Source organism: Limnobacter sp. MED105 (genome assembly GCF_000170915.1).
Taxonomy (GTDB): domain Bacteria; phylum Pseudomonadota; class Gammaproteobacteria; order Burkholderiales; family Burkholderiaceae_B; genus Limnobacter.
On sequence record NZ_ABCT01000021.1, the window covers coordinates 1 to 14,553 of the forward strand.

Annotated in this window: 15 protein-coding genes and 1 riboswitch; of the genes, 9 read left to right on the forward strand and 6 right to left on the reverse strand. The window is 50.1% G+C overall.

Features of this window, described 5'->3' with window-relative positions:
- The 4 genes from LMED105_RS14265 to LMED105_RS14280 form a co-directional block, all read left to right on the forward strand.
- Nucleotides 1-645, forward strand: a 645-nt coding sequence (locus LMED105_RS14265) for a pseudouridine synthase (protein ID WP_040513633.1), incomplete at its 5' end; no start/stop codon positions are given.
- Nucleotides 646-770: 125 nt separating this feature from the next.
- Nucleotides 771-1,331 (forward strand): elongation factor P, encoded by a 561-nt coding sequence (gene efp, locus LMED105_RS14270; RefSeq protein WP_008252626.1) that lies wholly within the window; start codon nt 771-773, stop codon nt 1,329-1,331.
- Between the two features lie 69 nt (nt 1,332-1,400).
- Nucleotides 1,401-2,471 carry an elongation factor P maturation arginine rhamnosyltransferase EarP gene (earP, locus tag LMED105_RS14275; RefSeq protein ID WP_008252627.1) on the forward strand — a complete coding sequence of 357 codons (1,071 nt, stop codon included), beginning with the start codon at nt 1,401-1,403 and terminating at the stop codon, nt 2,469-2,471.
- A gap of 72 nt (nt 2,472-2,543) precedes the next feature.
- The gene (locus tag LMED105_RS14280; RefSeq protein WP_040513634.1) at nt 2,544-3,203 is read left to right on the forward strand and encodes a hypothetical protein; all 660 of its coding nucleotides are present in this window, start codon (nt 2,544-2,546) and stop codon (nt 3,201-3,203) included.
- A gap of 12 nt (nt 3,204-3,215) precedes the next feature.
- Here LMED105_RS14280 and LMED105_RS14285 read toward each other — a convergent pair whose 3' ends face one another.
- The 5 genes from LMED105_RS14285 to LMED105_RS14305 are packed head-to-tail and all read right to left on the reverse strand — an operon-like array spanning nt 3,216 to nt 7,374.
- Entirely contained in the window at nt 3,216-4,112 is an 897-nt protein-coding gene (locus LMED105_RS14285) for a tyrosine-type recombinase/integrase (RefSeq protein ID WP_008252631.1), read from the reverse strand.
- Nucleotides 4,073-4,723: a DUF484 family protein gene (locus tag LMED105_RS14290; RefSeq protein WP_008252632.1), complete on the reverse strand. Its 651-nt coding sequence runs from the start codon at nt 4,721-4,723 to the stop codon at nt 4,073-4,075. Before LMED105_RS14290 ends, LMED105_RS14285 begins: the two co-directional genes overlap by 40 nt.
- Entirely contained in the window at nt 4,720-5,595 is an 876-nt protein-coding gene (gene dapF, locus LMED105_RS14295) for a diaminopimelate epimerase (protein WP_008252634.1), read from the reverse strand. Before dapF ends, LMED105_RS14290 begins: the two co-directional genes overlap by 4 nt.
- Nucleotides 5,596-5,635: 40 nt before the next feature.
- A complete protein-coding gene (locus LMED105_RS14300) occupies nt 5,636-6,511 on the reverse strand; it encodes a lysophospholipid acyltransferase family protein (protein WP_198006868.1) in 876 nt (291 codons plus the stop codon).
- On the reverse strand, nt 6,508-7,374 hold the full coding sequence (locus LMED105_RS14305) for a lysophospholipid acyltransferase family protein (protein WP_008252640.1): 867 nt from the start codon (nt 7,372-7,374) through the stop codon (nt 6,508-6,510). The genes LMED105_RS14300 and LMED105_RS14305 overlap by 4 nt, the downstream gene beginning before the upstream one ends.
- 177 nt (nt 7,375-7,551) lie before the next feature.
- On the opposite strand from LMED105_RS14305, the gene metK reads away from it, so the two are divergent.
- The 4 genes from metK (at nt 7,552) to metF (ending at nt 11,995) form a co-directional block, all read left to right on the forward strand.
- On the forward strand, nt 7,552-8,718 hold the full coding sequence (gene metK / locus LMED105_RS14310; RefSeq protein ID WP_008252643.1) for a methionine adenosyltransferase: 1,167 nt from the start codon (nt 7,552-7,554) through the stop codon (nt 8,716-8,718).
- Between the two features lie 75 nt (nt 8,719-8,793).
- A riboswitch (S-adenosyl-L-homocysteine riboswitch) is annotated at nt 8,794-8,876 on the forward strand.
- 31 nt (nt 8,877-8,907) lie between these two features.
- Nucleotides 8,908-10,335, forward strand: coding sequence for an adenosylhomocysteinase (gene ahcY, locus LMED105_RS14315; protein WP_008252645.1), 1,428 nt, complete (start codon nt 8,908-8,910; stop codon nt 10,333-10,335).
- Between the two features lie 18 nt (nt 10,336-10,353).
- Nucleotides 10,354-11,154, forward strand: a complete 801-nt coding sequence (locus tag LMED105_RS14320) for a TlyA family RNA methyltransferase (protein WP_008252647.1) — start codon at nt 10,354-10,356, stop codon at nt 11,152-11,154.
- Complete coding sequence (gene metF / locus LMED105_RS14325; protein ID WP_008252649.1) at nt 11,135-11,995, forward strand: methylenetetrahydrofolate reductase [NAD(P)H]; 861 nt, start codon at nt 11,135-11,137, stop codon at nt 11,993-11,995. Before LMED105_RS14320 ends, metF begins: the two co-directional genes overlap by 20 nt.
- Here metF and LMED105_RS16540 read toward each other — a convergent pair.
- Nucleotides 11,992-12,561, reverse strand: a complete 570-nt coding sequence (locus LMED105_RS16540) for a 5-formyltetrahydrofolate cyclo-ligase (RefSeq protein ID WP_008252651.1) — start codon at nt 12,559-12,561, stop codon at nt 11,992-11,994. The two genes, metF and LMED105_RS16540, sit on opposite strands and share 4 nt — an antisense overlap.
- Nucleotides 12,562-12,571: 10 nt before the next feature.
- On the opposite strand from LMED105_RS16540, the gene LMED105_RS14335 reads away from it, so the two are divergent.
- Nucleotides 12,572-14,551 carry a lytic transglycosylase domain-containing protein gene (locus LMED105_RS14335; protein WP_050771256.1) on the forward strand — a complete coding sequence of 660 codons (1,980 nt, stop codon included), beginning with the start codon at nt 12,572-12,574 and terminating at the stop codon, nt 14,549-14,551.
- Nucleotides 14,552-14,553: the final 2 nt, after the last annotated feature.

Consider the following 14,553-nt stretch of genomic DNA (forward strand, 5'->3'; position numbering starts at 1 on the left):
ATTTTTCGCGACGGAATTCAGATCGACCCCGAAATAGATGAAATTTCTCTGGGGGACACCCTGTTAATCGACGGGAAAAGCTTTGAAATTACCCAGTACAAATATGTGTTGATGCACAAACCCGCTGGCTATGAGACTTCCCATCTGCCCAGCCACAACCCTTCTGTATTTGATTTATTACCCAAACACTATATAAAGCGCGGCCTGCAGGCCGCTGGTCGACTTGATGTAGACACCACGGGGCTTTTATTGTTTTCTGATGACGGTCAGTTTATTCACCGGCTTATTAGTGGCAAGGTAGGCACCAAACAAGAAATAGAGAAGATTTATGAGGTGACTGGCGCGCGCCCATTCTCTGACTTGCAATTACAACGATTGCTTGAGGGCGTGGACCTCGATGACGAACCTGAGATTATTTATGCCAGCAGAGCTACCTTACTAGCGGACGGGAGGCTGGAATTGGGTATTACTACCGGGAAGTATCACCAGGTCAAAAGAATGGTAGCCGCCGTTGGCAATCATGTTGATGGACTACACCGCCGCTCGGTGGGCCCATACGAATTACCGGCGGACCTGGCGGCAGGTTCCTATATAGAGATAGATCCGAGCCCGGTCCTTAATCGGAGCAACTCAAAAGCAGTGTGAATAGGACGGCTTTATTGTAATTTTTCAACATTTAACCGGCCCTCGGTGCGAACTCGAAAGTGTGTTGTGTGAACAAACACTTCGAGTACAATACGGGGCTTGAATTTTAAATCCTCATCAAACTCATGAAAACAGCACAAGAAGTTCGCCTAGGCAACGTGGTTATGGTTGGCAAAGACCCCATGGTGGTTTTGAAGACCGAATACAACAAATCGGGCCGCAATGCCGCCGTTGTAAAAATGAAAATGAAAAACCTGCTGACTGGTGCAGGCATGGAAAGCGTATACAAGGCGGACGAGAAGTTCGAACTGTTGGTGCTGGAACGCAAGGAAGTGACCTATTCCTATTTCGCAGACCCCATGTATGTTTTCATGGATGCAGAATACAACCAGTACGAAGTGGAAGCCGAAAACATGGGTGACGCACTGAATTACCTGGACGACGGCATGGAATGCGAAGTGGTTTTCTATGACGGCAAAGCCTTGTCCGTTGAACTGCCAACCAGCTTGGTGCGCGAAGTGGAATACACCGAGCCCGCCGTGCGTGGTGACACGTCAGGAAAAATCATGAAAGCAGCCCGAATCAAGCCTACAAGTTTTGAAATTCAGGTGCCTGCGTTCGTTGAAATTGGTGACAAGATTGAAATTGACACACGCACTGCAGAATATCGTGCCCGAGTGAAGTAAATGATCCACAACACGGTGGATTTGCTGGGGCCCCGTTGGGGCCCTTTGTATTTTCCGGCTTGAAACTCTATGCACATCGGGATTGTTTGCAAGGTAATCGATAATTTCGGCGATGCGGGCTTTTCGCTTCGCTTGGCGAAAGCACTGGCTGCGAGAGGTCATCATGTCGATTTGTTTCACGATGAATCAGCCACTTTTCAGGCGCTATACCCGTATAGGGACAATGACAATCTGACGCTTATTGATGCCAACAAAACCGACCTAGAAATCGAGAAGCGACATAGCCTAGACTTAATTCTGGAACCATTCGGAACCTCAAGCGAGCAAACACTATTACGCTTCGATTTAATATTAAAACGCCAGTTCCCCCACACGCCTTGGTTGCTGATTGATTACCTTTCGTCTGAAAAATGGATTGAGCACTTTCACTTAAGTACTTCAGTAGACCCTGGCACCGGTCATGTCACTACTTTTTTTTACCCTGGCTTTACTGACAAAACAGGTGGACTGATTCACTGTGACTACCCGACTCGTTTGGCTGGAAAACGGCAATCGACAAGCAATACAGGTCTCAATGTTTTCGTTTTCGCCTATCCGACCGCGCCTATTCGAAAGCTGATTGATGCCTGCAACTCAATGAACTCTACGGAGTACGCGATAAAAATTGGATTGGCCGGGAATGTTTTACCGCCAGAACCGGAGGACTGCGCAAGCCTTGTTCCCTTCGTTGCTCAAAGTGAATTTGATGAGTTATTGGCGCAATATGATGTGTTGTTTGTGAGGGGAGAAGACTCATTTGTGAGAGCTCAACTGGCCGGCAGACCATTTGTTTGGCAAATTTACCCGACCAAAGACGACGCGCACCTGGATAAACTTGTCTGTTTTTACGACCTATACGCCAGCGGGCTTGGTACGGATTGCAGACTGGCGCTCTGGAACTGCTGGTTGGCGTGGAATGGAATTGACCTGGAAATTGATTTTGGAGATGCATGGACTGCACTTTTGCCACATCTGCCCGAATTACACGACCATGCGTTGCGATGGCAATCTTGGATTCTCAACGGGAAAGAACTTGTAAAGGAAGTTCTTACATGGTGCAGTTTGCAGACTCCTACTTTGAGAGAAAAGCCTGATTTATAAGGCTTTTTTCACTAAAAAGAAATCCCATTGAAAGGCAGAAACTGAATTCAAGTTCAACGCTTGGATTTAGCCATGCTGTCATTTCTTCTCTCTCTAGGTTTAGGTTTTGGCTCAATTAACCTGACTCAATTGCCTGCACACCAAGTTGAACAGATTGCCAGGGAAGTCATGACGGAACTGGAGGCGGAAATGCGAACCAAACCCTCCTTGATCGTGACTGAACGACCTGAACCAACGCCGCTCGGTGCTTTGGCTTATGCCAATGGAAAATGCGTAGTCATCGTGAACACGAATGAGACAGCATGGGCGCAGTGGGGGAGATTCTTGAACGAAAACAATCGCTCGCATTGGCCACAAATTATTGCTGCATCTGTGGCGCACGAAATGGGGCACTGTTTTAGAGAGAGCCGCTCTTTCGTGGTCAACTACGAGGTGAATGAAGACGAGTTCCGAGGGATTCAAAATACGGGGAGTTTTGGTCCAAAACCAGAAATGGTTTACAAACAAGAACTGTTTGCCGACACAGTGGCCATTCTTTACGCCAAGGAAAATGCAGGGAGTGACGCCGATTACGTGATTGAATCGATGATTCAGGCACGAGAAAAATTCAGTGCAAATGACCCTACCCACAACACCTCAAGAATGCTGAGCCGACTGATTGCCAAGGACACAACACGCCAAGGCAATGAGACTATGGGTGTGGCAGCAACACGTTTGCTCTCGGCGCTGTAAAAGCAGAAACCTTCACTTGGCACGCGGAAAGGCGTTGTCATAAACACTTGAAAGATGGTCAAAGTCAAGTGCAGTGTAGACCTGCGTTGATGCAATGGACGCATGCCCGAGCAATTCCTGAACGGCTCGCAAGTTTTGAGTGCCCTGCAACAAATGACTTCCAAACGAGTGACGTAACATATGGGGATGCAAATGTTGCCCCAAACCGCACTTGGCAGCATGGTCTGCAATATCTCGTTGAGCTTGTCTGGCAGTTAACGCCAGCCCTTTGGCCGATACGAACAAAGAGGCTCCCTGCCCTTTTCCTAGTTTGAGAAGATGGATCTGACGGGGCTCAACGAACTCTCTGAGGCGGGCTTGCAGTGCGTCGACCACAGGCACAATGCGAGCCTTGTTACCCTTGCCGACAACTCTCAATTCTGTTGATCCATTCAAGGCTTCAGCCTGAAGCGTTAACGCTTCACTGATTCGCAGCCCGGTGCAATAGAGTAATTCAATTAGAACATGAGCTTGGGCGAAACGAAACTCTTGCGGAAGTGGTTTGGCGAGCAGGGCAGCCAAGGGGTCAACCCCTACCGCTTTGGGCAGAGACCTTGTCAATTTGGGGGTTTTCAGCCCCAAAGTGGGGTCAACTTCGACAATACCGTTATTCAGTAAATACTTGAAAAATCCGCGCCAGCTTGAGGCCAAACGGGCCAGGCTCGCAGGTGCAGCTCCGGCTGCGTGACGCTGTGCAAGGATCGACTTAAGTGCTGTGGTGGTAACCTGCCCTGGGGGCGTGTCGATCAATGACAAGTCACGCTGAGCAGCTTTTACGGAGTGATCGCTGTAACGCCGCTCAAGGCGCAGAAAATCCAGATATCGCTGGATCAGGATTGAGTGTTCTGGAGTCTGCTCAGCGCGGCGCATGCGGTTTCAGCCAGAGTGTTCAAAAAATCGGTTTCCAAAGTTGGCGAGAAGCGGTCTTTATCAGGTGAACCAAACCCCAGACAGCCGAAGGTCACAGGACTGGCACCAATACGCAAAGGAATCAATACCACTGAGCGCGGGGCTACCTCTTCGCCTTGAAAAACCGAGAGTGTTGGCGCATTCTCGGAAAATCCACAGTAAAGACTTTTCATGCCATCGATGAGCGTTTTATCAGAGTTGCTAGCGGCAGAGTTGTCCTCACTCCAAAGTTGCAAACGAACCATGGGAACTACAAATTTTTTCTTGATTGCATCAACCAACACTGTGGGCAAGTCTGCAGAGTTTTTGACTGTAAGCAAAGTGCGGGTAATCGATTGTAGGTTGTCAATAATCGCTTGATTCTCAACAGCTGCGTGCGTCATTTCAACCACGCGGTGTTCGAGAGATTTAACCTTTTCACGCATGGTTTGAACTTGACGCTCATGCAGCGATGCGACGTTCCCGGTGCTTTGCTCAGGCAATTTGATAAAAGCGAGAATACCCGGATTCTTGATTAAAAAATCAGGGTGTGCTTTCAGAAAATCGGCAACCTGAATGGCCTCGTCAGTCATAAGTAAAACTCTCCTTCAAAAACAGTTTGTGCTGGGCCTGTCATCAAGACATCACTGTCCTGCTGACCACTCCATTCAATGGTGAGGGTTCCGCCGGCTTTGACCACATCTACCTGCTCGGCAATGAGCCCCATTTTCATGCCAACTACGGCAGCCGCGCAGGCTCCGGTTCCACAGGCGAGGGTTTCACCCACCCCGCGCTCATAGACACGAAGATGAACACGACTGCGGTCGACGATATGAAGAAAACCCACATTAACCCTTTCGGGAAAACGGGGGTGAGACTCAAGTGTGGCGCCTAAGCGCTGAACTAAATCATTGGAGGCTGGTTGATCCAGAAGAATAACGACATGAGGATTGCCCATGGAAGCGACTCCGACCCACAATTCTTCCAAGTCAGGACCCAAGTCAACTGGTAGTCTGTACTGTATCAAGCCCCCCGCCTTTCGACTGGCAAGGCCCTCTACAATGAATGGCACCTTTTCAGGATTAAGCTCGGCCGGCCCCATATTCACTTTGACCCAATTGTGTTTGATCAATTCGGGCTGGATGATGCCCGCGAGGGTTTCCACAGTGATTTGATTTTTATCCGTCAGCCCTTTGTCAAACACGTACTGGGCAAAACAGCGCGCTCCGTTCCCACACTGCTGAACCTCTTGTCCATCTGCATTGAAGATTCGGTACTTGAAATCGGCAAGCTCGGAGGACTCGACAACAAGCACCTGATCAGCGCCAACACCAAAATGACGGTCGGCAAGGCGCTTGATCAACCCGGGGCTGAGATCTATTTGATTCGCACAGTTATCCAGCACAACGAAATCGTTGCCCGCACCGTGCATTTTGGTGAACTTGAGTATGTTCGAATTTGCCATCGTCGCTTTGTCACAGACCGTGGTGTATTTGATTCAGGTGTCAGTATATTCTGGACTCGCCAGCCGGGCGGGTTTTGAACCGCTTGTGCAACCACAAGTATTGCGGAATGTTGTCTTTCACCCAAGACTCAATGTGATGATTCATAACTTGCGTGGATTGAGTGTCATCGTCCAATGGAAAGTTAGGCAAGGGTTCATGAATATGAATGCTGTAACGCCCATTGCTATATTTGGTCGTGACCGGCACGACCTGCGCCTGAAGCAACTTGGACAGCCGAGCCACCGCCGTAACAGTAGCGGCTTTCACGCCAAAAAAGGTAACAAACACAGAGTCGCGCTCACCGAAATCCATATCGGGCAGATAGTACAAAGGACGCCCTTTTTTCATGGCGGCCAGCAATGGACGCACACCCTGTTGGCGAGACAACAGCAATTGATCTCCAAACTTGGAACGTCCTTCCAATATCAGCGAATTCAACACCGGATTCTTCTGGTTTGAATACATGGTAACCATATCGATTTCAAGGCACAGGCGACTCCATGCTGCATCGAGTCCCAAAAAATGTGGAGCCAGAAAAATGGTTGGCGATGTCGAATCAAGAACGCTCAAAGCATCCGGGTTTTCAATTAGCACCCGATCACGTACTACTTTTTCATTGCCTGCCCACAACCAAGCCCGGTCCAGAAAGGTGCGTAAGTAAAGGTAAATGTGAGCCACAGCCCAACGGATGCGCTGGAGCTGCGCCGCGTCAGGAAAACACAGAGCAAGATTCGTGAGTGCCACGGTTCGGCGTTCACGAGCCAAGGCGAACAAGAGCATAGCCAACAACATCGAGATTGACGAGGAAATCAGCCTGTAGGCAGAAAATGGTAGCCGCGCAAGTGCGAACCAGATTGAGATCAAAAATTGAGTCACGATTGCCCTTGCTGGCCCTGTTGGCCTTTGGGAGGTTTGTAACGTTCATAGCCCCAATAATACTGCTCAGGATGCATCAGAATCAGCTTTTCCATAGCCGCATTGACTTGTGCGGCGGCCTCGACAGGATCCTCACTGAGCGACTCGGGGCCTTGATACAACTCGAGGCAAAAACCTTGTCCGCCCGGCTTCCTGTAACCAATGGCCAAAACAATTGATGCGCCAGTCGCATGGTGGAGTCGGCCAGGCAAAGTCATGGTGTATGCGGGCTGACCAAACATGGGAGCCCAAACCCCCTCCCCCTGAGCGGGAACCTGGTCAGGCAACATGCCGACTGCCTCCCCTCTTTTCAGCGCCTTGAGCAGGATTTTCACACCCCCAAGCGTGGTGGGAGCCAGAGCGACGTTGTCGCGCGCACGGCTGTCTTCGATAATATCTTGAAGTTCCGCCTTGCGATTTGGGCGATACAACACAGTGATGGGTGCACGGGTTGAAAAAATTTGGGCGGTTGACTCAAAACTCCCCATGTGCGGAGTCAAAAAAATAATGCCTTTCCCTTTTGCTTGAGCCCTTTGAACAACGTCCCAGCCGGTTATGTCAGTACATCTCGCTGCGCCCCGCTGCGTAGACAAACCCCACAGAAAAGGGAGCTCCAGTAGCGCCATTCCAGCATGCTTGACGGAGCCCTTCACAGCACCGAGACGCGCTGATTCGTTATGTGGAAAAGCAATTTTGGAGTGAATTTCAATTTTGCGACGGTAGCTGGCCGACAAACCATATACCGCCCACCCCAACCACGCACCAAGTGCGTGCAGGACAGGCAAAGGAAAAACTGACAACGCTTTAAACAAATTTTTGATCATGGGGCAGATTGTAACCAGTACGCGCTTTGCCTTCGTCCCCAAATGTTGTATATTTCTCAAGTTCGCTGAGTTAAATGACAACTTGCGGGGCGAACTAAAACAAATCTGCTAAAGCGTCGCCGGGCTTCAATTGAACATGGCGGCAGTAATAACCCCTTGTTTTATTGGAGCTTTTCAATGTCTAACGAATTTTTCTTTACCTCTGAGTCCGTGTCGGAGGGCCATCCGGACAAGGTTGCCGACCAAATTTCTGACGCGGTTCTAGACGCGATTCTCGAACAAGACCCCACAGCACGTGTAGCTGCCGAAACACTGACCAACACTGGTCTGGTGGTGATGGCCGGTGAAATCACGACCACTGCCCAAGTAAACTACATCGACGTCGCGCGCGAGACACTGAAGAACATTGGCTACGACAACGGCGATTTCGGTATTGATTACAAAAGCTGTGCGGTGATGGTGTGCTACGACCGCCAAAGCCCGGACATTGCGCAAGGTGTAGACAAGGCGCACGACAACGATTTAGATCAAGGTGCCGGCGACCAGGGTTTGATGTTTGGTTACGCGGTGAATGAAACCCGCGAATTGATGCCACTGGCCATTAGCCTTTCACACCAGCTGGTTCAACGTCAGAGCCTGCTTCGCAAGGACGGGCGCTTGTCTTGGCTACGCCCTGATGCGAAATCCCAGGTCACGATCAAATATGTGGATGGAAAGCCTTTCTGTATCGATACCGTGGTGCTTTCAACCCAGCATTCGCCAGACATCGAGTTGGCGACATTGCGCGAGGCGGTGATTGAAGAGGTGATCAAGCCTGTGTTACCTAAAGAACTGGTGAAAGGAAACATCAACTTTTTGGTGAACCCAACCGGGCGCTTTGTGATTGGCGGCCCACAGGGTGACTGTGGTTTGACAGGCCGCAAGATTATTGTGGACACGTATGGCGGTGCTGCACCACACGGCGGAGGCGCATTCTCGGGCAAGGACCCTTCCAAGGTAGACCGCTCCGCTGCGTATGCTGGGCGTTACGTAGCCAAGAACATTGTTGCAGCGGGCTTGGCTGAGAAGTGTCTGGTCCAGGTGAGCTACGCGATCGGCGTGGCACGCCCTACTTCAATTATGGTGAACACCTTCGGCACCGGAAAAATTGAAGACAGTGCAATTACCGAATTGGTGAGCGCTCACTTCGACCTGCGCCCCAAGGGTATTGTACAAATGCTGGATTTGCTGCGCCCGATTTATGCAAAAACGGCAGCGTACGGACACTTTGGTCGCGAAGAACCCGAATTTAGCTGGGAACGTACTGACAAGGCAGAGGCTTTGAAGGCTGCAGCAGGTATCTGATTAAACGGACGTTCTACAGGAAGGGTTGGCTGAATACCGCTTGGCCTTCCTGTGCTAACCCTGTTACAATTTGTGCCGTTCGAGGAGCGTTGCGACACACCCATGCTTTTTTGGGGTGCTAGGCTCGAACAAGAAATAAACAACGGCGCTCACGCTTCTTTCTTTATGAACTTTAAAAAGGAGGGCGTGATGAACGCCATTGCAAAACCAATCACCGCTACCGGCGAAAACGACTTCTTCGTAGCCGACATCAACCTGGCCGACTTTGGCCGCAAAGAAATCGCAATTGCAGAAACCGAAATGCCTGGCTTGATGGCCATTCGCAAGGAATTTGCTGCATCCCAGCCTTTGAAAGGCGCCCGCATTACCGGTTCACTGCACATGACCATTCAAACAGCGGTGCTGATTGAAACCCTTGCAGCACTGGGCGCAGAAGTGCGTTGGGCCTCTTGCAACATTTATTCAACACAAGACCATGCAGCCGCAGCAATCGCAGCCGCTGGTATTCCTGTGTTTGCGTTCAAGGGCGAATCACTGACTGATTACTGGAATTTCACACACCGCATTTTCGAATGGGCAGACGGTGGTTATTCCAACATGATTCTGGACGATGGTGGCGATGCGACCATGTTGCTGCACTTGGGTACCAAGGCAGAAAAAGACATCAGCGTACTGAACAACCCTGGCAGCGAAGAAGAAATTTGCCTGTTCGAGTCAATCAAGAAAACGCTGAAAACAGACCCAACCTGGTATTCAACACGCCTGAAAGAGATCAAGGGCGTGACTGAAGAAACTACAACTGGTGTTCACCGCTTGTATGAAATGCACAAGAAGGGCGAATTGGCCTTCCCTGCAATCAACGTGAACGACTCAGTAACCAAGTCGAAATTCGACAATCTGTATGGCTGCCGTGAATCGCTGGTTGACGGTATCAAGCGTGCTACAGACGTAATGATCGCCGGTAAAGTGGCTGTTGTTGCCGGTTACGGCGATGTGGGCAAGGGTTCTGCACAGGCATTGCGCGCCCTGTCAGCCCAGGTTTGGGTTACTGAAATTGACCCAATTTGCGCACTGCAAGCAGCAATGGAAGGCTACCGCGTGGTGACTATGGATTATGCAGCTGACAAAGCTGACATTTTCGTGACGGCCACAGGCAACAAAGACATCATTACCCATGACCACATGGTGAAAATGAAGGACCAAGCCATTGTTTGTAACATTGGTCACTTTGACAACGAAATCGACATTGCCAGCGTGAAGAAGTACCAGTGGGAAAACATCAAGCCACAGGTTGATCACATTATTTTCCCCGATGGCAAGCGCATCATCATGTTGGCTGAAGGCCGTTTGGTGAACCTGGGCTGCGGCACAGGCCACCCCTCGTTCGTGATGTCCTCCAGCTTTGCCAATCAAACCATTGCACAAATCGAGCTGTGGACGCAAAACGAGAAGTATCCAGTGGGCGTGTATGTGTTGCCCAAGCACCTGGACGAAAAAGTGGCCCGCCTGCACCTGATGAAAATTGGCGCCCAGCTGACAGAGCTGAGCCCATCGCAAGCAAGCTACATTGGCGTGAAGCAAGACGGCCCTTACAAGCCAGACCACTACCGCTATTAATTAGGGAAAGAGCTACCTTTGCGCGCTGACCTTGCCTTGGTTGAAAAAGGCCTGTGTCCCTCACGGGCGCAGGCACAAATATTGATCGAACAAGGAAAAGTGCAAGTGCGCAACGGTGTAGTTCAGGCACCTGTTGTTGTAAAAAAAGCATCGCAGCAGATCGAGCCATTCATGACTCTTGAATTGATTGACTGCGATGCACCCAGTTTTGTATCCCGTGGTGGATTGAAATTACACCACGCACTTGAAACCACCAAGATTGAAGTTCACGCAAGGCGTTGCATCGACTTGGGACAATCCACTGGCGGCTTCACTGACTGCCTACTTCAGAAAGGTGCATCGAGTGTCGTGGGTATTGACGTTGGGCGGGAACAGTTACACCCTCGCTTGAGAGGACACCAAGCTGTGATGGCCCTGGAGGGGATCAACCTGTACAAAATCAATGCAGGTGATCTCGAAAAGGACATTGCCGCGCTGAAACCAGAATTCATGCCATTTGACCTGGCGGTGGCGGATTTGAGCTTCATCTCTCTGCGCAAGGTGTTGCCCAATATTGCAAAGCTGATGCCTGCAAGGTGTGAAGGTTTGTTTCTGGTTAAACCTCAATTTGAAGTTGGGCCGGAAAACATCGGTAAAAATGGTTTGGTGAAAAATCTCGATGACCTGATCGAACAACTAGAGAACGATATAAAGACTTGCTGCGCCCAACTCGACTTGACTGTGAAAGATTTTTTCCAGTGCGAGTTGAAAGGTGGCGACGGCAATCAGGAATATTTTGTGTACGCGACGAAAAGTATCGATGTTGCGACCAACCACTAACTCTGTGAATGAATACACCATGATGAATATCAGCTTTGAGTTTTTCCCCGCGAAAACAGACGAAGGTGCAGAGAAGTTGCGCGCCACGCGTGAAAAACTGTCCGAAAGAAAGCCAGAGTTTTTTTCCGTGACATTTGGGGCCGGCGGGACAACCCAAGACGGAACACTGTCCACTGTGCTTGAAATCAAGGCGGCTGGTGAGGAAGCAGCACCGCATTTGTCATGCGTTGGATCTTCCAAAGAAAAGGTAGCCGCATTGCTAAAGCAGTACAAAGAACACGGAATTAAGCGCATTGTTGCGCTTCGTGGCGATTTGCCTTCCGGCATGCTTGAGACAGGCTCATTTCGATATGCCAGCGAGTTGGTCGAGTTCATTCGTCGGGAAACTGGCGATCACTTTTTCATTGAGGTGGCCGCTTATCCAGAAACACATCCCCAAGCGAAAAGCCCGGCGGCCGACGTAGACGCTTTTGTTCACAAAGTGAACTGCGGCGCGAACTCTGCAATTACCCAATACTTTTTCAACTTGGATGCCTTTTTGTACTTCCGGGATCAGGTTCAACACCGAATTTCAATCCCATTGATTCCAGGTATTATGCCTGTGACCAATTTCAGTCAGCTTGCTCGTTTTTCAGATGCATGTGGTGCAGAAATTCCACGTTGGATGCGCAATCGCTTGCAACATTTCGGAGATGATCGCGAATCGATTCGCGCATTTGGATTGGAAGTTGTATCGAATCTGTGCGAACAACTTATTCGAGAAGGAGCACCCGGATTGCACTTCTACACCATGAACAATGCGCAGCCAACCTTGGCGATTCTGGATCAAATCGGTTATTAAGAAGTGCCTGAGTGAGAGAAAATCAGCTCTCGCTCAGTCAATACGTAATCGAGCAGCTCATCGTGTTGTTCTGAAAAATTGTCTTGAAATTCAGTCAATGCGTAGGCCACGCCCACAGTAACTGGCTTCTCGGGCATTTGACTCAAGGTGCGATCGTACCAACCTGCACCATATCCGAGACGGGCCCCTTCCCGGTGAAAAGCTAGACAAGGAATCAGTAACACATCGGGCTGAACCCACGACTTGAATTTTGGAACTGGAATATCGTATCGTCCGGGTTCCAATTCGTCGTTGGGTGCAAACTGCGCAAACTTCAAAAACGCACCTGTTGGCGACTCACAACATACAGGCAAAGCCCAGTGAAAGCCTTTGAGTGCCAAATTATTCATGATCTCCAGTACATTCGGCTCGCGACGTGTGGGATAGAACAGACCTACAGTGCAAGGCTGGAATGTTTGGAGTAGAGTTGACAAAGACGCCGAAATCTCTTGGCTCAACGCTTTGATTTCTTCGGGCTGCAGCTCATTTCGATAGGCTAAGGCAGTTTGCCGCAATGATTTTTTCATGACAGGAACAATGACAATTTCTCACTACATTTCACGCTGGATCTCGCTGCCTTTGCTTGCCTTGGGTGCCATGGCATTTCAACCCGCCTTGGCCAATAAAGAGTCGGATGCAGAGTTAATCAAACAGATTAAATCTGCTTATGCTGATGGCGCGTATGACAAGTTTAACCGCTTGACTTCCGAGTTGCCGCAAAAAAGCATATTTAGGCCTTATGTGGACATCTGGGAATTTCGCTTTTTTCAAAAAGGCGTGGAGAAACAGTTTCCGGACCGAGAAGTGGTGTGGGCGAAGTCTGAAATTCTGCCTCTGCTGAACAAACATGACAATAGCTGGCCTGCGGAAACCTTGCGGCGAGACTGGCTTGAGCAACTAGCGCGTACCGCACAGTGGAATGATTTTGCAGAGCAGCGACAACACCTGCGCTACCGACCAGATCAAGGCGTTGAGTGTGCAGACCTGATGTATGCAGCAGAACAGGGACAATTGGTCAGGTACAAACTGGATGCCGTTGTAAGTTTCGACAAACGCCTGCCTAAAACATGTCGAGTTCTTCTGAAAAACCTGTACAAACTGGGCGGCGTTAGCGCCCAAGACCTGGATCGACATGTGCTGCAGATGGTGGCTGCAAACCAGCTGACCAACGCGGTTAAATTTGTTGATGAATTCGAAGACACGGCCTGGGGAAAAGCCATTGACAGCAAGACTTTGCGAGAGGCCATTTTCAATCCCGATAAATACTTGAAATCGCCAGGTCGCAGTACCGACACAGATCTGTACTTGACGGGTGCGCTGGCCAGAAAAGCGGTTGAAGACTATGAGCGCATTGCGCGACAGATCACTGAAAACCACCAGGGCAAACTTTCTCCCAGCTCTGAACAATGGCTTTGGGCGCATGTGGGATACCGTGCAGGCCTGGTATGGGACAGAAATGCGCTGACCTACTTCAAGCGCAGCAAATTGGAAGCAATGAGCCTGGAACAGCAAGAATGGAAGGTACGCTCGGCGCTGCTCTTGGAAGACTGGAATGCCGTGCTTCAGGCCACCAACGAGATGAGCCCGAATGTGAAAGAAGACAGAGCCTGGGCCTATTGGCGAGGACGCGCACTGGCCCAAGCAGGCAAGCTAGTTGAAGCCCGGCAAGAATGGATCAAAGCCAGCAGCCCTTTTTCTTTCTATGGAAAACTGGCGCATGAAGAGCTGGGCGACACAGTCACAGCCCCAAAACGCCCTGACTTATTGAGTGCCGCTGAACTGGACTGGGCGAAGAAACACCCAGGGCTGTTACGCGCCCTTGCGCTTTACGATGCAGGCCTGCGTACCGAGGGTTTTTGGGAATTTAACCTGCAAGTCGCGCAGATGAACGACCGGCAATTGCTTGCAGCGGCAACTTGGGCAGAACGCAACCAGTTGTACGACCGTGCCATTGCGGCAGCGGATCGCACCGAAGCCGAGCATGACTTGGCCTTGAGATACCTCACGCCTTTCCGTGACAACATGCAAGCGAAAACCAGGGAAATTGGCGTGGATGAATCATGGGTGTATGGCTTGATTCGCCAGGAGTCCCGCTTTGTCACGATTGCAAGATCAGGTGTTGGCGCCAGTGGCTTGATGCAGGTCATGCCCGCCACCGCCAAATATGTCGCGAAGAAAATTGGCATGTCTGACTTTAAACCAGCCGATATTACGGAAATTGAGACCAACCTGACTTTGGGTACCAGCTACCTGAAAATGGTCTTTGAGCAACACGATCAATCGCCGGTACTCGCTTCAGCGGGTTATAACGCAGGACCGAGTCGCCCTGCCCTTTGGAAACGCAGACTCGGCGACAGAAAGATAGAAGGCGCGATTTTTGCAGAATTGATCCCATTTGACGAAACACGTGGTTACGTGAAGAACGTAATGTCCAATACAGTGGCGTATTCTCTGTTGTTGAACAATGCCTCGACCCCTTTGAAACAAAGACTGGGTATCATCTACGGATCCAAGTAATC